The sequence below is a fragment of the Pedobacter jeongneungensis genome, from assembly GCF_000633455.1.
Classification (GTDB): Bacteria; Bacteroidota; Bacteroidia; order Sphingobacteriales; family Sphingobacteriaceae; genus Pedobacter; species Pedobacter jeongneungensis_A.
Window position 1 is genome coordinate 45,440 of record NZ_AYMG01000038.1, and the last position, 16,788, is coordinate 62,227.

The 16,788-nt window shown below is 38.4% G+C and carries 15 protein-coding genes and 1 pseudogene; 10 read left to right on the forward strand and 6 right to left on the reverse strand.

What is annotated here, in order from left to right:
* Nucleotides 1-13 precede the first annotated feature (13 nt).
* Nucleotides 14-715, forward strand: a complete 702-nt coding sequence (locus U859_RS0127500; RefSeq protein ID WP_025146437.1) for a DUF4386 domain-containing protein — start codon at nucleotides 14-16, stop codon at nucleotides 713-715.
* Between the two features lie 74 nt (nucleotides 716-789).
* Here U859_RS0127500 and U859_RS0127505 read toward each other — a convergent pair whose 3' ends face one another.
* The gene (locus U859_RS0127505; protein WP_025146438.1) at nucleotides 790-1,152 is read right to left on the reverse strand and encodes a glyoxalase; all 363 of its coding nucleotides are present in this window, start codon (nucleotides 1,150-1,152) and stop codon (nucleotides 790-792) included.
* Nucleotides 1,153-1,284: 132 nt separating this feature from the next.
* Here U859_RS0127505 and U859_RS0127510 point away from each other — a divergent pair, with 132 nt between their 5' ends.
* Nucleotides 1,285-1,830, forward strand: a complete 546-nt coding sequence (locus tag U859_RS0127510; protein ID WP_025146439.1) for a DUF2975 domain-containing protein — start codon at nucleotides 1,285-1,287, stop codon at nucleotides 1,828-1,830.
* 4 nt (nucleotides 1,831-1,834) lie between these two features.
* The gene (locus U859_RS0127515) at nucleotides 1,835-2,044 is read left to right on the forward strand and encodes a helix-turn-helix domain-containing protein (protein ID WP_025146440.1); all 210 of its coding nucleotides are present in this window, start codon (nucleotides 1,835-1,837) and stop codon (nucleotides 2,042-2,044) included.
* A gap of 269 nt (nucleotides 2,045-2,313) precedes the next feature.
* Here U859_RS0127515 and U859_RS0127520 read toward each other — a convergent pair whose 3' ends face one another.
* Nucleotides 2,314-3,681, reverse strand: a complete 1,368-nt coding sequence (locus tag U859_RS0127520; protein WP_025146441.1) for a PAS domain-containing protein — start codon at nucleotides 3,679-3,681, stop codon at nucleotides 2,314-2,316.
* Nucleotides 3,682-4,088: 407 nt separating this feature from the next.
* Nucleotides 4,089-4,976 carry a PAS domain-containing sensor histidine kinase gene (locus tag U859_RS0127525; protein ID WP_025146442.1) on the reverse strand — a complete coding sequence of 296 codons (888 nt, stop codon included), beginning with the start codon at nucleotides 4,974-4,976 and terminating at the stop codon, nucleotides 4,089-4,091.
* A 269-nt stretch (nucleotides 4,977-5,245) separates the two neighbouring features.
* Between U859_RS0127525 and U859_RS0127530 the strand changes: the two genes are divergently transcribed.
* Both U859_RS0127530 and U859_RS0127535 read left to right on the forward strand, forming a co-directional pair.
* Nucleotides 5,246-6,043, forward strand: coding sequence for an alpha/beta fold hydrolase (locus U859_RS0127530; protein ID WP_025146443.1), 798 nt, complete (start codon nucleotides 5,246-5,248; stop codon nucleotides 6,041-6,043).
* Between the two features lie 9 nt (nucleotides 6,044-6,052).
* Nucleotides 6,053-7,171: a PAS domain-containing sensor histidine kinase gene (locus U859_RS0127535; RefSeq protein ID WP_025146444.1), complete on the forward strand. Its 1,119-nt coding sequence runs from the start codon at nucleotides 6,053-6,055 to the stop codon at nucleotides 7,169-7,171.
* A gap of 456 nt (nucleotides 7,172-7,627) precedes the next feature.
* Here U859_RS0127535 and U859_RS0127540 read toward each other — a convergent pair whose 3' ends face one another.
* Nucleotides 7,628-8,470, reverse strand: coding sequence for a M12 family metallopeptidase (locus U859_RS0127540; RefSeq protein WP_025146445.1), 843 nt, complete (start codon nucleotides 8,468-8,470; stop codon nucleotides 7,628-7,630).
* 590 nt (nucleotides 8,471-9,060) lie between these two features.
* On the opposite strand from U859_RS0127540, the gene U859_RS0127545 reads away from it, so the two are divergent.
* Nucleotides 9,061-9,501, forward strand: a complete 441-nt coding sequence (locus U859_RS0127545) for an Hsp20/alpha crystallin family protein (RefSeq protein WP_025146446.1) — start codon at nucleotides 9,061-9,063, stop codon at nucleotides 9,499-9,501.
* A 53-nt stretch (nucleotides 9,502-9,554) separates the two neighbouring features.
* On the forward strand, nucleotides 9,555-9,899 hold the full coding sequence (locus U859_RS0127550) for a hypothetical protein (RefSeq protein ID WP_025146447.1): 345 nt from the start codon (nucleotides 9,555-9,557) through the stop codon (nucleotides 9,897-9,899).
* Between the two features lie 726 nt (nucleotides 9,900-10,625).
* On the opposite strand, the gene U859_RS0127555 is transcribed toward U859_RS0127550, so the two are convergent.
* Entirely contained in the window at nucleotides 10,626-11,054 is a 429-nt protein-coding gene (locus tag U859_RS0127555) for a hypothetical protein (protein WP_025146448.1), read from the reverse strand.
* 736 nt (nucleotides 11,055-11,790) lie between these two features.
* On the opposite strand from U859_RS0127555, the gene U859_RS0127560 reads away from it, so the two are divergent.
* Together U859_RS0127560 and U859_RS0127565 are read left to right on the forward strand one after the other, a co-directional pair.
* The gene (locus U859_RS0127560; protein ID WP_025146449.1) at nucleotides 11,791-12,693 is read left to right on the forward strand and encodes a GyrI-like domain-containing protein; all 903 of its coding nucleotides are present in this window, start codon (nucleotides 11,791-11,793) and stop codon (nucleotides 12,691-12,693) included.
* A 199-nt stretch (nucleotides 12,694-12,892) separates the two neighbouring features.
* The gene (locus U859_RS0127565; RefSeq protein WP_025146450.1) at nucleotides 12,893-13,783 is read left to right on the forward strand and encodes an alpha/beta hydrolase family protein; all 891 of its coding nucleotides are present in this window, start codon (nucleotides 12,893-12,895) and stop codon (nucleotides 13,781-13,783) included.
* 446 nt (nucleotides 13,784-14,229) lie between these two features.
* On the opposite strand, the pseudogene U859_RS0127570 reads toward U859_RS0127565, so the two are convergent.
* Nucleotides 14,230-15,414, reverse strand: a pseudogene (locus U859_RS0127570) (type IV secretory system conjugative DNA transfer family protein); the annotation flags it as partial.
* On the opposite strand from U859_RS0127570, the gene U859_RS0127575 reads away from it, so the two are divergent.
* Nucleotides 15,398-16,642, forward strand: a complete 1,245-nt coding sequence (locus U859_RS0127575; RefSeq protein WP_240183112.1) for a recombinase family protein — start codon at nucleotides 15,398-15,400, stop codon at nucleotides 16,640-16,642. The pseudogene U859_RS0127570 and the gene U859_RS0127575 sit on opposite strands and share 17 nt — an antisense overlap.
* Nucleotides 16,643-16,788: the final 146 nt, after the last annotated feature.

The window sequence follows — 16,788 nt, forward strand, 5'->3', positions numbered from 1 at the left end:
AAAAAGAATGATAATGGGTGCAAATAAAAAAACCGCCAGAATAGCTGGTGCGATCTATCTTATTGTAGTATTAACAGGTATGTTCAGTCTGGCTTATGTTCCATCTAAACTCATTGCCTGGAATAACCCGGCTCAAACCTATCATAATATCAAAACTTCCGATTTGCTTTTCCGGTTGAGCATTTTAAGCAACTTTATCTGTTATACAGCTTTTTTGGCCTTACCGCTTGTTTTATATAAATTACTAAACGAGGTGAATAACAACCATGCGAAATTGATGGTCATACTGGTTATGGTGAGTGTATCCATATCCTTTATCAACATACAAAATAAATTGGCGGTACTAAGCCTCATTGGAGAAGCCGAATACCTGAAAGTATTTAGCCTTAGTCAACTTCAATCGCAGGTTATGTTTTATATCGATAACTATTATAATGGCATGATCATTAACCAAATATTCTGGGGGCTTTGGCTTTTTCCTTTTGGATATTTGGTTTACCGTTCGGGCTTTTTGCCCAAAATCCTGGGTATTTTCCTTATTCTTGGTTGCTTCGGTTATTTGTTAAATGTTATTGGCGAAACCGCGATTCCTAATTATGATAAATCAGTAATTTCAAATTATATCACTTTACCCGCAAGCATTGGTGAAATAGGCACCTGCCTTTGGCTTTTGATAATCGGCATAAAGGAGAAACCGGATTCAAATAAATCATAGCATGAGCAATCCTTACACCAAAGCCATAGCACTATGATTTGTGGCAGGGAGCAATTATGGGAAGTTTGTATAAGCTAATAGAGATGGGCAAAATGCAGTAGTACGCCAGAGGGATCATGAACGAAACATACTTCTCCCCAAATCTCTTTTTTAACGGGTGAGACCTTTACATTTTTATATTTGGACTCCAGTCCAGCCGATTGCAAATTGCTGAAAACCCTGTTCGCATCATCAATGGTGAGAAAAAGCATCGTATTCTCCAACCACTCTTTATTGTAGTAGTCCTGAAGATAAAAGCCAAGATCTTCTTTTTGAAATAGCGATAGCCATTTCTCTATCAACGTTTCTTTGAAACCGAGATCGGTGTAAAACGATCTTGAAATATTGTAGTCACTTGCGCCTATAAAAGTTCTCAGGGATTTAATTGATATATCCATATGCTTGTTGTTGTATTGCTATAAATCTAAAATATCGAACAGAAATATTTATTCAAAAAAAATAAATATTTATTGTTTATCAATAAATATTTATCTTTATTTGCATAATATTTAGATTAATCCAAAAATGATATGAAAAATAAAGCAAGTATAAATAACATCATTTCAATCATGAAATTGTTAACCTGGATTGTATTTATTGGTCTTTGTATCAAGACCGGATCGCTTATCGTTTCTTTTATTGTCAGTCTTACTGAAAGCCGGATCGCTGCCAAAGATCTTTATATGGGATTGGATCTTAGCCAGCTCCTGGAGCATAGCCCATCGCAGTATGTAACATTGATGCTATTGCTGATCTTCTGCTGGGCGGCAAAAGCTTTCTTATTTTTTATCGCCATAAAGATCTTCCTGAAAATCAATCTCGATCATCCCTTTAGCGATAGGATGGCGACTTTGATAATCAATATCAGTTTCGTCTCCCTGGTTATCGGAATATTGGCGATAGTGGCCAGCGCTTACAGCGACGAGTTAATCAGGGAGGGGTTAATGCTTCCAACTTTACAGCCATATCTTGCCGGCGGAGCAGAATTTCTTTTTCTTGCGGGAATTTTATTTATTATTTCATTAGTCTTTAAAAAAGGAATCCAAATCCAGACTGAAAACGATTTAACTGTATAACCTCATGCCGATTATTATAAACCTCGATGTGATGATGGCCAAACGAAAAATGTCGCTTAATGAGCTTGCGCAAAAGGTGGATTTAACACTTGCCAACCTTTCCATATTTAAAACAGGCAAAGCGAAGGCTGTACGCTTTAGCACCCTGGAATCTATCTGTGAGGCCCTGGACTGCCAGCCGGGGGACTTGCTGGAGTTTAGGAAAGGGCACTAATTATTTGCTGAATATATTCCCCTGAAAATTCATATATATAAAATATTTTTACTGGTTCATTCATAAGCGACTACGATTGGCTTCATTATATTTTATGATTCGTCGCGAATTTACTTATCGTTATTCAGTTTTAATGACTAGTTATTTCAGAACAAAACAGCTGAGAGTATCATATTTGTCCAAACGAATTCCGGCTTGATTCAAGTCTATCTACAGTGATCAGCTATTTTTGAACAGCCATCAAATCCCTAGTCTGCTCTACCAATAAATCACCGATTGCCAGAGATGATTTTATTTAAACCTATGATGTGGGTAGCTATCCCATCCGCATCATACATTGGCTTACCATATGCCCGGATCCTGTGAGCTGATCCATCACGCCATTTCACTTCATACTCTGCCTGATATATCCCATTGCACATAATTGCGTCACTTACAGCGTTTTTAATAATCTGTCTGTAATCAGATAACATGGCTTTAAACAGATCCGGATAACTAAAGGGTTCCCCGGAGGAGTAGCCATAGTTTGCCTTGAATTGGTTATTAGACGTCATTTTTCCGGTAGCCAATTCTACGATAGTGTATCCCATTCCAGTATCCTCGATCGCATTCATCAATACGGTATTGGCTTCCAGAGTGATCTGGTTGAGCACAACCTGATTCGTAACATCTGCAAGGATAAACATAATATTCTGGGACTCATCACCCATCCTGCCAACAAATTGAAGGGAAAGATCAACATATATATTTTTTGTCCCACCTGAGTGTTGAATTTTAATCTTCGCTCCTTTTTTATGATAGGAATCTGAATCTGCATGCAGGAAGCCAATTACATCCGATGCCGCCTGGCCATCAATATGGCTGATCAGTTTATCAAGTGGTATACCAATGGGTGTACTAACCTCTACAAACACATTTGTTAATGCATCATTTGCCTGCCAAATAACCCTATCATGATAAGAGCATATGCCTATAGCGACCGGGGCATGCTTAAAAAGCAATTCGTAACTATCTAATACCCCCTCCAAGGTACTGTTGGCCTGCGCGATGTGATCATTATAATTGCCGAGTAATTTATAATCGTCGTTAAGGATTTTGTATGCGGCATTGATTTGCCTAGTATCGTTTGTTAAAGACTCAAATTCATAGTTGATCAGCCGTGATTCAAGCAGTCCAATAACAGTTTCAGCAAGTCGTTTCAGCATCAAACGTTCCCTTTCCTTAAATCTGATGGCTCGGTTCCCCATTACAGCAATATTACCAAAATTTGAACCGTCCGCCACAATTAAGGGTGCCAATGCGATAAAGTTTATATCGTGTAAATTATAAAAGAAATCAGCATGCTCACCTAAATTATCAATGACCTTCACCTCACCTTTCGGTATAAACTGACCAATTATGCTGCTACTACGGGGCTCCGAATTTCTTCCAGGAAGTCCCACGGTAGCTTTATAAAATACTTCGTCTTTACCCGTAAAAGAAATTACAGATATTGGCAGTTCAAAAATTTCAGCGGCCAAGGCTGCCAGATTATTAAAAGCTATCTCCGCGGGTGTATCCAGAATTTTGTAGCGATTTATCGTCGAGAGTCTGTTATGCTCATTATGTGTAGACAAGTTTTCAATCATTTTTGTCATTGGTTTGATTAAATGTTTGGCTTGTCTAAGCTACCAATAAGTTAGAAATTTAGTAACAGAAAAATCATTTTCCCTAAAAAAATCTTGGTATTCAAATGTCATGATCAACCAATCTAAACTTAAAATTCCTATCATAATAAAGAAATGTTTAGCGGAATGCTAAATTCAAATATTTTTTGGTAATCCAAATTATATTTAAGCTTAAAAAATCTGATAAATGCTGGGGCAACTAAAAAATAAACGGTGATGAAATGGATAAACTGTAGCCATTTGACCCTATATCACCAGAGATTAGCTTTGTTTTAAATTTTTAATTATCTACCTATTAAGAAGTTCGCGGAACATGGACAACGAGTTGCTTTTTAACAATATCGCCCAGCACAAATTTTAATTTATTTAATTATTCATTACAGGCCGGTCTGCAACGGAATTTTGAACCAGAAAATAGATCCTGGGCCAAACTCACTTTTCACTCCTATTTGCCCGCCATGTTTTTTTATGATATCTGCGCAAATATATAAGCCAAGGCCAAGGCCTTTGGTATCGTCTTCTTTTTTTTCCTCCTGCCAATACCGGTCAAACACCTTGTGGAGATTTCCATCTGCAATTCCCTTTCCAAAATCACAGACAGATACTTTAACCTGATTATCTATAATTTCGGTATTGACAATGATCTCTTTACTTTCCGGAGCGTATTTTACCGCATTATTGATCAGATTGATAACGACCTGCTCAATCCTTAGTTTGTCTGCCTGGACCTGTATCGGTTCAGAATTGATCCTGATAGAATCTTTTTTTTCCGGAGACAGGTGCTGGATTGAATTATATAGTATTTCCCTGATATCAAACTTTGTAATATTTAAGGTAATCTTGCCATCTGAATATCTTCCGATATCCAAAAGATCATTCAGCATCACGTTTATTTTTTCCATGGTCCTATTACACGAATCCAGAAGCTTAACTATTCTGCTATCACCAATCTTTGATTTCAACTTATCAATTAGTTGCAGGTTTGCTTTTAACACCGTTATCGGCGTTTTAAGCTCATGGCTAGCAACTGAGAGAAACTCATCCTTTCTAGCCTGGTATTTTTTTTTATCTGTGATAAGCTGCGTGACCCCAATGATTCTCATTGGCGTTCCCTCCTGGTCATAATAAGGCGTTCCGTTCGCCTGTATCCATTGGATGGATTCATCAGGCCATTTGACCTGGTACTCTGCATTATAATTAATGTTCAGTATTGTTGAACAACTGTATACGCTACAAAGTGTTCGTCGATAGCAAGCATTTGCCACACAAAGTTAGATAGAAAAGTTCTTTTTAGCAATCAGAGGTTTTCTCATACAACTTGAGGTTTTAAGCAATTCATTTTAACTAATGATGCACCGGGTACATCCATGCAATCTAGAATATTATTTACCCATTGACACTTATCTATCAGACAAACCGCTATGAAAGGACAAAATTTATTTTATAAAATTTAATATATTTTTACAGGCCTATCTTGAAAACCACTTGATTCGTTTTGTAAATCATTTAGCGACAAAAGAAGTTAATTAAATAAATGAGTGTGTTAAAAAGAAATAATGTGAGTGTGCAGGGAAGTGGCACATCGCCCATGATGTTTGCCCACGGTTTCGGTTGTGACCAAAACATGTGGCGCCTGGTTGCACCTTCATTTGAAGAAACCCACAAGGTAATTTTGTTTGACCATGTAGGCGCTGGGCGATCGGATTTGAACGCATATGATACAGAAAAATATAAGGAACTTGATGGATATGCAATTGATATTCTGGAAATTATCGGGACCTTAGATTTGAAGGATGTCGTTTTTATAGGGCATTCAGTAAGTGCTATCATGGGCATTCTTGCAGCAACTAAATCACCAGAATTATTTAAGGCATTGATATTAGTAGCTCCGTCGCCATCATATATTAACGATGATGACTACATTGGAGGTTTCAGCAGCATAGAAATTGATGAGCTACTGACCTCCCTGGACATGAACCACATGGGCTGGTCAATGACAATGGCACCGCTCATTATGGCCAACCCGGACCGCGCGGAATTAAGTGAGGAGCTGGCTGATAGTTTTTGCCGGACCGACCCCGCGATTGCAAGACAATTCGCTAGGGCAACATTTCTAACAGATAGCCGGAGCAATCTGGAAACCTGTCCAACGCAATCACTTATTCTCCAATGCTCCAATGATATTATCGCTCCCATTGAAGTTGGTCAGTTTATGCATAAAAAAATGATTGACAGCCAACTGGTAATCCTTGAGGCAGACGGCCACTGTCCTCATTTAAGTGCCCCAATCGCAACAACTGCTGCGATAAAAGATTTTTTAGAATTCTTATAGCTTACCCAAATGAAAGATTTCACTAGCGCGCATGATCTGGAGGATTTTTTAGCGTCTTCAATTTCCGGTTATATTTCAACTAACCCTCGTGGAAAAATTACCAGTGCAAACAATAAAATAAAAGAATGGCTTAACAAGAGCAATGAAGCACTTATTGGTGAGCATATCACTTCAATACTAACTGTAGGAAGCAGGATATTTTATGAAACACACCTTTCGCCAATGCTTACGCTAAAGGGTTCATTCGAGGAAGTAGCGGTAGAACTAATGCAGGATGGTGGTGGTAAGATGCAAGCTTTAATGAATGGTTACGCCAAACAAGATGAAAATGGCCTTCCCTATGTAATATGGTTAACTTTTTATCGAGCAAAAGAGCGTATAGTTTACGAAGATAATTTGCGGAATGCCATCTTAAGCACGGAAAACACATTGAAAACTGAAAGGGAAATGGCGATACTAAGAGAACAGTTTATCGCCGTTTTAGGTCACGACCTACGAAATCCTTTGGGAGCAATAAAGACCGGCGCAGCTTTATTAGGACGGTCAGTACTTTCTGATCGGGATAAATCCATTGTGGGTACAATCGCTAAAAGTACCCAGAGAATGGAGGAACTAATAGCCAACGTGATGGACTTTGCAAGGGTGAGAATGGGGAGCGGGATCGCCTTATCTAAAGAAAAAGTTTCACTTGACCCCATCATGGAACATATCGTAAATGAGTTGACCATTTCCTTTCCAGATCGGGGGGTGATTACAGATTTTAATGTTAATGAACCGGTAAATTGTGATCCTAACCGGATGGCACAGATGCTATCTAATCTCCTGGCAAACGCAATTACCCATGGGGCAGCAAACCAGCCCATACTGATTAGCTCAAAAATCAATAAAGAAATTTTAGAAGTTAGGTTCAGCAATGGAGGCTCCCCCATTTCAAATGAAACACTTAGCACTTTATTTGAACCTTTTACAAGGGAAGCAAAAACACCTAGCCAGCAAGGTTTAGGTTTAGGGTTATATATTGCATCTCAAATTGCCAAAGCACATGGAGGCGAATTAACGGCAACTTCCGACCTGGAGCAGACTTCCTTTACTTTCCGTATGCCTGTAATGTTTCCTTCTAATGGATAAAGCGGAGTGTCAATGTTCCAACCATTACGAATGCTCTTTGAAAATGACTAAGTCAGATTGGACTGGAATGGATTTATTTGGGTCAGTCTTTGAGATACCATCAAGATCAGATGTTAAAAAACGTGTGTAGAGTTTGGAATGAGAATCAGTGCACACTTTTCTCAAATTCCCACTTTGGCCGATTAATGATTATAATGATGACGTAGCCTGAAAAGGTTATTGATGTGTAAAATTCATTTTTCACTTACTTTTCCAGACAAATTTTGTCTTGGATAAAAATTGAAGGATTAGTATTATCAGTACTTTTCTTTAAGATAATTAAGAACATGCTAGCAACCACAGGTTTAATCCCACATTTTCAGGATGATTGATGAAATAGTGAGATGATCAGGCACAAGAGTTTACAGGAAAATATGAATCTCGCTTTAATAGAAAAACTCCTGTGCCTGCAGATCATTAAATACCGTAAATAGTTTTCACCCAACTGGCATCTTTTGTGGACGGTGATTTTGTTCCACTCCAGGAATTATCGATCCAGGTGGAACCATCCAGGCGTGTCGTGGTTGGAAGACTACTATTTATCGCGCCATATCCATTGTATGATCCATAAAGCATAATAGAACTGATGTCAAAAGTCGTCCCGCCATAATTCATTCCTGTGAGTTCATTATATCCTGATTGCGCTGATGTAGTTATATTATCCCATTTTACAGCGATGTAAGAATCGCGATCTGCACGAAGCTGCTCATGGTGTAAGCCGATGGCATGCCCCAGTTCATGAACGACAATGCCTTTTGCTTCTGGATTTGAAAGATTCATAGTGGCCCCGCTTACGTAGCCTACAGTGCAATTGTTCGCGCTTCCCGGCTGTATAGTCAGATAATAGCCCGAAGTTACAGCCTCAAAGATAATTCCGGATTTTGCGGTCCAATCTGCCATGGCGGTTAAGATGGTGTTTGTCTGAGCAGTGGTGAATCCAGAGGCAAATCTATATGAGACTTTGTGGTTTGGCCACTTGTATGCTCCTGCCGGGCCGTGTCCCTCGGTTGTAACTTCCGGGAGTTTTGTGGTAATCTGTTCATCCGGAATAACCATATCGCCATTAAAAATATTTCTACCGTCAATCCGCTCGTAACTGATTAACGAACCCATGTAATAGCCCTGTCTCAATTCCACATTTTTTCCAGCAGGGTTTTGTTGCGCTGAAACTGATTGCGCATCGTTGTCTGTTTTCTTGCAACCCTGTGAGAACAATAGCAATCCCATAAAAGTTAGCATAATTAAATTTGTCTTTTTCATAATAATTATTTTGTAGTTTAAATACTAATTTAATGTATTTTTTAATAATTAAAAATGGATTTTTTTTATCTTCAGCTAACTACTGTTTGCAACTGCTGTTTGATTGAAAAAATTTAGCACAGATGCTAATCTGAAAGAAGATTTGTAATTGTGCTGGTATGATACTTTAGCACATCGGTGAATTAGCCACCTCCCATTTTCTTGCTCTATGAGCAGTCGTATTTATTTTGAGAGTATTGAATAAACTTTGCGAGGAAACCTTTCAGTATTAAACTCAGCAGATTAGTAAAATTTTATAGAACGAAGCTTTGATCCTAAGTTAATATGTAATATCGCGAGGGAGAGCACCCCGAGAGAGAGCATGTACAGCCCTACTATTTTAAAAGAAACTGAAAAAATTTCAGTCCGTGAACTGAAAAAAATTCAGAAAAAATGAAAAATTTTCAGAAAAATATATTCGGTAAGCCCATAAAACTGGATGGCACAGCACTTGATATATATTAGGCGGGACAGGTAAATAAAAAAGTCCCAGAGAAAAAATTAATTGATTTATAGTCCATTTTATTTAAACATTAAAAGGAGAACACACTATGACATTGGTTAAATTCAATCCAGAAAAGAAAAACAGCGCATTATTGCCAGGCTTTAATGACATTTTCGAATCCGTGCTAGGCGACACTTTTTTCTCGGAACGCCGCATCGCCAGCGTTCCCGCGGTGAACATTTCAGAGTCAGCAGAAGCCTACCAGATTGAGCTGGCCGCTCCGGGCCTTAAAAAAGACGACTTCAAAGTTTCTGTAGAAAGAGATATGCTGAGCATCTCAACCCAGAGTGCAGATGAGAGTAGCTCGGAAGGAAAGATATACAACAGGCGCGAATACAGCTTTTCAGCTTTCTCCAGATCCTTCGCTTTGCCCGAAAGCGCAGATATCGAGCGGATCCAGGCCAGCTATACCGACGGGGTGCTAAAACTAACCCTTCCAAAAAAGGAAGAAGCCAAAGCAGTATCCAGACAAATCGAGATCAGCTAAACGCTCAAAGATAAAAAATGCCGCGAGAGCGGCATTTTTTACATCAGGCCCAAATGAAAACATATGGCCATAATGCAAAAAATAAGTCACATGGAAACCAAATTTGCTATCACGACCACGCTGAATCTGAAGAAAAAAAGCTTGCCTACGGAAAGTTCAGTCTCGGCAGGGACAAAACTTCCTCAATGGAAATATTTGGCCTGCTAAAAGGAAAAAGTGAGCCAGTACATCCCTGCTTTATCCAGATGGAGCTCTCCCAAGATATTGCTGGTCTTCCTGTTCCTATTGGGATGATCTATTGTAGCCTGGAAGAGCTAAAAGAAAATATTGCGGTCATCTCCAGAGAGATCTTCCGCATAGCCCAGCTGGAAGATGGCGACATCATCCCCTTGCAATGATAACAGAGAAAAATAAATTGGCTGCCCTCAAATGGGGATAATTTACCCTCGCAAAGGAAATGCTATCTGGTCTAGCTGGCCGTCAGCACTATCTGAAAAACGAAATGATCAACATTCATTATGGCTCCATTTAAAAAACCAGGTATTGGGTATAAAGCAGTATATGCATATAAAAGTTCGCATTCCGAGCTGACCTTAGTCAACAGGAAATTTAATACAAGTTTATAAATAAACCAATATTAAATAATTCTTCCATTTGAAACAGCTGCTGGACATTACATAATTAGAGCTAAATAACTTGATCACATGCATTTGGATGATCGATGAGTTATAGATATAATCGAGATATTCAATTGCTCCAAATGATATTGGTTAAAGTAATATACCAAGGTGGAGTTCATATTTATTTATAGCCGTAGTCTGATGAAATTTAGAATAAGGGGTAAAAGTAGTACAGATAAAATGTACCACTGAATTTTATTCACACTTTTTGATCCGAATTTCCGCATACATATCCGATCGACAACTAATATCAACACTAGTAATGGCAACCAAAGCAGGTTTACAAAGCCCTGTAACCGCTGATTCATTCCATTCTGATTGATCATCACGATAGAAGAAATTATGAGGGCAGATACAGCAGCCAGGCTCAGTATATAAAATACCGTAATTTTTGATTGTCCAGATGTTGACATAAATGTTCTTAACCGGCTAGGGCCTTTTCAGTTAATAACTTCCAAACTCCTGCGCTTTAGATGCAACAGCATCCTGAAACTGTTGCTGTTGTTCATGTGTAGTGGTAATGCCATACAGTTTAAAGCGGTAACTTATCTTTTGATCAGCGCTGGACCATCTACCTAAAATCTGGTTCCCGGATAATGACCCAAAAAAAACACCAGAAAAGTTTGGTGTCGCCTGTTCCACCAGAATAATATCGCCCTTTTCGTTCCGATAGCCGTTCAATAACAGATATCCCTTTTGATCATTGTATTTGTAGGCGCCAACTACCCGATCGGCATTTGTGCCTTCCTCCAAACCCTGTAGATAAAGGGTTATTTTTACGGAATTGTTAAGGGTTCCCTTAAAAAGTTTTCCTGTTTGTGCAAATGTCGGGACTGAAAGTCCCAGAAAGAACATGATAATTAAAGTGCGCATTTTAAATTTGGAATGATGTTGTTTTTAAATATTAGACCTACTTGTTTTATAAAAAAAACAGTATATGGGCTCGCAATAGTAACAATGTTCCGGCTTTTTAGTTTCACCATCAATAAGGTAAATGACAGATATAAAAGCGGACAGCTTTCCCATCAGGAACCAGTAGTAGTTATGATCTTTCCGTTTCAATGTCGACGTTTCGGCAAACTGACCGTTCTGATCTTTCGATCAGCTATTTTTTGAGGCTTGCTTTCGGGAATGATTTTTCAATTCTGCATAAGATAAAGGCTCCCGGGAGCATATTTGCGGTTCGGGATGGACACAGCCGCTTCACTATTTTGGAGGGATTATGGCATTATTTTAGGTGCTGATACCTGCAAATGGATTTTGATCTTTAGAAAGGTCCGAATTGAAGAGAAATCCGGCAGTAGGATTGACTAAACTGAGAAATCCTGATGAAAATGGATTTGGATCCGAAGTGTATATTTGTTCAGAGGGAAAGGAGCTTAGATGTGCATCATCCGGTAATCAAATTGGTGGCCAGTTCGGCCCGAACAAAGGGGTCACTTTCAACTAAATACAATCAATGCTCTACTTACCTATACGTTCTAACATTCTTTCCATCTTTTATGAATTAAAAAACGGAACCTTTGGCATTCCTTTGAAATATCCACTGTATTTATTTAATTATATATTTATGTGGTGACAATTTTACGATATACCTAACAGATAAAAAATGCAAGAAGAATATATCAAACGGATAAATAAGATCTTAACATTCATAGATGAAAATTTAGACGCTGATCTCTCATTACAGACTATTTCAAATATGGCCTTTTATTCTCCCTTTCACCTACATAGAATTTTTAAGGCAATTACAAATGAAACGCTGAGCTCATATGTTACCCGAAAACGTATTGAGCGGACAGCAATGATGCTAATGCATGATAAAGAATGTAGCATAGCTGAAATTTCCGTTAAATATGGCTTTAAAAATGATTCTACATTTTCCAGGACATTTAAAAAAATATATGGGCAAAGTCCAACGGAATTTCGTAGGTCAAACCTGGACAGTTTTAGCAAGATCAGTAAAGTGAATAGCAATAACGGTAAAGCTAATTACATAACCGAAGAATACCTTTGTAATATTGATAGTCTTAAAAATTGGCTGAAAATAAATGCGAAAGTTAAAATTACAGAAATGCCAAAAATGAATTTTGCGTATGTTACCCAAATTGGGACAAATGGAATTGAGGGTTCTTTTCAGCGGATTATAAAATGGGCGACACCTAGGGAGTTACTTACAAAAAGTAATAGTAATATATGCAGGGTATTTCATGACAGTTTTAAAATAACGGATGGAGACAAAGTAAGAATGAGTATAGGCATCCTTACAGGTCATGAAATAAAGGCAGATGGACATGTTGAACTAACAACGATCGAAAAGGGGAAAAGTATTGTCGGACATTTCGTTATTGAACCAAAAGAATTCGAAAAATCTTGGAACAGCTTATTTATTTGGATGAACGAAAATGGTTACAAAAAAGCAGAGCGATATCCATATGAAATTTTTCACAACAATTTTAACGAACATCCTGAGAATAAATGCATCGTAGATTTTCATATTCCAATTGCATAATATAATATCACATGTAGCCACTAGCGTTAGTTTTGAGCAAGAGGCCGAATGTACAAACCCAACATCACTAATTTATATTGTGTTTGGTGACTAAGCTAATTTAATGCGTTCTAATGTTCGAACATCATCACCATATTTCGAACTTTCTCTCAGTAGTATGGCCACCTACAAGAAAGACAATAAAACCAATGTTTAAAATATGAAAGATTTTTTTGTAGGTAGCAGGCAATTGACTGTTAGAGATGAAATGAAAAACATTTCATTTCCGGTTTTAGTACAATACCCGACTGATGAGGTATCACGACCCATCGCGTTTGGGCCTTATGCAATAAATGTGAGCCCTGATGCGGAACTTATAGGGGAGCAATTTCCACTTGTAATTATTTCACACGGTAACGGGGGTTCACATCTCTTATACAGGACAATCAGCACACATTTAGCAAAGAATGGTTACATCGTAGCAATGCCCGAACATTACGGCAATAACCGTAATAATAACACATTAGAGCACACAACCGAAAACCTTTTAAGCCGGCCCAGACACGTGAGTTTGACAATTGACTTTTTACTATCCGACAATTCGTTTAGCAGAAACATTGCAAGGAGAAGAATTGCGGTTATCGGACATTCAATGGGTGGATATACTGCTCTGGCGTTGGCAGGCGGAGTTCCACGAACAAAGGACGGGCTGGTGCTTAAAGTTGCATCAGATTCCAGGGTCAAGGCCATAGTATTGCTTGCACCGGGAACGGGATGGTTTATGAACTCATTAAGCGGAGTAGCAATTCCAATTCTTATGCTCACCGCTGAACACGATCCCGTTACGCCGAAATGGAACGGCGAGATTGTGCTAAACTATATAACAGAAAAATCAAAATTGACATTCAAAGAGATTGAAAATGCAGGGCACTATTCATTTTTGAGTCCCTTTCCAGCTACAATGAAAAATCCAAATTTTCTTCCTTCAACTGATCCAACAGGATTTGACAGAGAAAAATTCCATGAACAACTTCCAGTAGATATACTTGACTTCTTAAACGAGAATCTTAATGAAAAATTCCAAGGTTTTTCAAATGTGGAAGTTAAGTAAACAAGTAGTGAGACTGATCAAAACTTAATTTCAGATTTGCCCGTCAAAATCCCTTATAATGCAGGTGCATATCTGCCAAAATTTGACCAGCATTCAGCCGATGACTCTTTTAAAATAGTAAAATCCTATTTTTCCGAAGAAGAATAAATACATCTTTCTGCATTAATTTCTGATGATGCTGCACCTACAAATCAATTGATCTTTAAGGGGTACGGAGACCAGCTTGCAGATGTCTTGCCATTAATTGAATAATTACAAGTTGTCTGAAAATTGATCTTAAAAAATGGGTTGCAAAGAATTTTCTTTGTGGCATGAGATATTCCAAAGCAATATACGGAGGGGTGGGTCCGTGCCATTATTTCTGAAAATATCAAACCTATGCAAAATCAAAGTTTAGCAAGAGGAAAAAAGTCTTTTCCGGGAACTGAAATGATAAAACCTGTTTATTAAAAAGAAACAGTGTTGCCTGCACTTTCCTTATTTTTAGGACCTTTTCTCGTCGGTTTTTTATCTTTTAAAATTTTCTTGTGAGTATTGTAAGATGCATTTTCATTCTGTTTAGCCTCAGTTCCACCCAATTCTGCTTTGAGCAAATCCGCAACCTGGGCCTTAATACTTTCATAATTCTCCTTAATCTCTTCAGGAGAAACCGTTTTCACTATCGGTATCGGCTTATATGACATTTCCTCCTTTGCGATTGCATCGTGATCATTCTGGATTTCGCAGTGAAACATTTTTAATGCAATCTTCTCCTCAGGATTATCTGCCACCATGCCCACAAATTCACCGGATGAAAGGGATGCTATTTTGGAAGCAGGGATAGCATAATCCAGTTGCATACTTTTTGAAATCGAGATATCGCTGCTATTGATGCTCTTACTCTGTCGGTCCTGCATAATTTTCCCAAAAGTCTCGCTTAAAGTTTTTGCGGTATTTCCCGTCACCTGGCCGGAAATAATGTTGCCCACAATCCCGGTAATCACCTCAGACTGTTCTGCGCCATAATCTTTTTTTAGCTGGCTAAAATCCTGTACGGCAAGAGCTGTGGCAACTTTGTTACTCCTTGCAGTGGCTATAAGACTATCCATATTATTAAAAAATATGGTAGGAAATTCATCAAAGATCAATGCACTTTTCAACTTCCCCTTCTGATTGACCAGCTTGATCATTCTGGAAATATACAGGGAAAGAACCGCTCCATAAACCTGGAGTTTTTGGGGATTGTTACCTACGCAGATAATTTTTGGCTCATCCGGGTTATTGACATCCAGCGTGAAATCATTTCCGCTTAAAACATAATATAACTGCGGCGAGGATAGCCTCGCCAAGCCGATTTTTGCCGAGGCTATCTGGCCCTCCAGCTGCGCCATTGCTTCATTTTGATATGCGCTGATGAAAGGATTAATCAGCACCTTAATTTCTTCTTCCTTCCCGAGCACATTAAAAAGCTGCTCGTAGTCCGCCTGCATAAGTTCAATTACATGCGGAAGAGTACAGTATTTACCGTCTTTATATTTCTTTAAGTACCATATGATAGCCGTGAGGAAATTGATAGGGCTTTTGACGAAGAAGTCCCCCTGCTTTTTGATCCAGTCACGGTTTAGTCCCATCATGATGGTTCTGCTTGCTTTAAAACAGCCAGAAGCATCGCTGGTTAAGTGGGTATTCGACCAGTTGGCCGAGGGTACTTATTCCGGTGAGCAGATATTATCTTCTGCCAGAGAAAAAGGGTTAAATTGCAGCAAAAACAACTTCTACACACTTATTAGAAATCCAATATATTGTGGAAAGGTGATTGTTCCGAAATACAAAAATGAGGAGGCTTTCCTAGCTCAGGGCTTACATGAACCATTAATAAGCGAAACGATGTTCTTTAACATTCAAGATATTCTCAATGGGAGAAAAAGAGAGCTTGGTCAGCCCATCTCTACGCCAGAAGCCCTGGTTCTTCGGGGATTCTTAAAATGCCCTAAATGTCACAGATCACTAAGCGGCAGTTCATCGAAAGGAAAACAAAGACACTTCACCTATTACCATTGCACATCAGCATGTGGTATCCGTTTTCGTTCAGAAAAGGTAAACGAAGCCTTTGCCCTTGAGTTATTGAGTTATTTACCTAGAAAAGGATACGAGGAGATATTTGTCGAGACTATTGCGGATGCTTACCAAAATCAAGTTGGGTCCATCCTGGATGAACGAAAATCCTATTCTAAGCAAATACAAGACCTGAATAAAAAAATTGAGAAAGCAAGGGATTTGCTATTAGATAATGACATAGATGCTGTAGATTTTAGAGCAATCAAAAACGAGTGCAGTGAGAAAATCACTATAGTAGAATCTAAATTATCAGAGCTCACCACAAAAAACAAAGCAGCATTGAACATCAGACCAATTGCAGAGCGAGCTATTAAAAATTTAACGGATCTTGATCTGTTTTATGAAAATTCCAGCGTTGAAGGTAAAAGATACCTAGTTAGCTGCCTTTTTCCTGAAAAAATGGAATACGATGGAGAGCGATATCGAACACTTTTAGTCAACGAAATCGCCGAGCATATCTACCTGAAAAACAAAGAGTTAGGAGCAAAAAAAATGGAGCAAAAATCTTCGAAAAAATCTTTGCCCCACTGGGGGTCACCAACGGTTCTGATAAGCAATAAATTTATTGCTGATTTAAAGCGAATGGCAGAACTAGACACTAAAATGACAGAGTATGATGAACTCGGTCGGTTGATGAAATTACGAAAAGAAAGAGAAAAGTTAATTCCAAAAGTCATTGACAAAAAGAAAAAAATTAAAGTTAAACGGAAAGCGAGGAAAGTGACACTGAAGAAATGGGTAATCAATATTTCTGATGATTAAATGGTATGATGGATAAACCAATATGGTTGATTGGATATTTCAGTGATAGTGGGTCTTCGTCACTTTTGGTGAAGAATTGCCTAAATGGGTATTTACGTTTAGCTATTATGGCCCAAGACTAGAATATATAAATGGTTTTCCCATTA

What these genes read in the sequence shown, in the direction of transcription:
- U859_RS0127565 (WP_025146450.1), top strand. Translation starts at nt 12,893, where the DNA reads ATGAAAGATTTTTTTGTAGGTAGCAGGCAATTGACTGTTAGAGATGAA.
- U859_RS0127540 (WP_025146445.1), bottom strand. Translation starts at nt 8,470, where the DNA reads ATGAAAAAGACAAATTTAATTATGCTAACTTTTATGGGATTGCTATTG.
- U859_RS0127575 (WP_240183112.1), top strand. Translation starts at nt 15,398, where the DNA reads ATGGTTCTGCTTGCTTTAAAACAGCCAGAAGCATCGCTGGTTAAGTGG.
- U859_RS0127510 (WP_025146439.1), top strand. Translation starts at nt 1,285, where the DNA reads ATGAAAAATAAAGCAAGTATAAATAACATCATTTCAATCATGAAATTG.
- U859_RS0127505 (WP_025146438.1), bottom strand. Translation starts at nt 1,152, where the DNA reads ATGGATATATCAATTAAATCCCTGAGAACTTTTATAGGCGCAAGTGAC.
- U859_RS0127560 (WP_025146449.1), top strand. Translation starts at nt 11,791, where the DNA reads ATGCAAGAAGAATATATCAAACGGATAAATAAGATCTTAACATTCATA.
- U859_RS0127515 (WP_025146440.1), top strand. Translation starts at nt 1,835, where the DNA reads ATGCCGATTATTATAAACCTCGATGTGATGATGGCCAAACGAAAAATG.
- U859_RS0127555 (WP_025146448.1), bottom strand. Translation starts at nt 11,054, where the DNA reads ATGCGCACTTTAATTATCATGTTCTTTCTGGGACTTTCAGTCCCGACA.
- U859_RS0127500 (WP_025146437.1), top strand. Translation starts at nt 14, where the DNA reads ATGGGTGCAAATAAAAAAACCGCCAGAATAGCTGGTGCGATCTATCTT.
- U859_RS0127550 (WP_025146447.1), top strand. Translation starts at nt 9,555, where the DNA reads ATGAAAACATATGGCCATAATGCAAAAAATAAGTCACATGGAAACCAA.
- U859_RS0127520 (WP_025146441.1), bottom strand. Translation starts at nt 3,681, where the DNA reads ATGACAAAAATGATTGAAAACTTGTCTACACATAATGAGCATAACAGA.
- U859_RS0127545 (WP_025146446.1), top strand. Translation starts at nt 9,061, where the DNA reads ATGACATTGGTTAAATTCAATCCAGAAAAGAAAAACAGCGCATTATTG.
- U859_RS0127530 (WP_025146443.1), top strand. Translation starts at nt 5,246, where the DNA reads ATGAGTGTGTTAAAAAGAAATAATGTGAGTGTGCAGGGAAGTGGCACA.
- U859_RS0127535 (WP_025146444.1), top strand. Translation starts at nt 6,053, where the DNA reads ATGAAAGATTTCACTAGCGCGCATGATCTGGAGGATTTTTTAGCGTCT.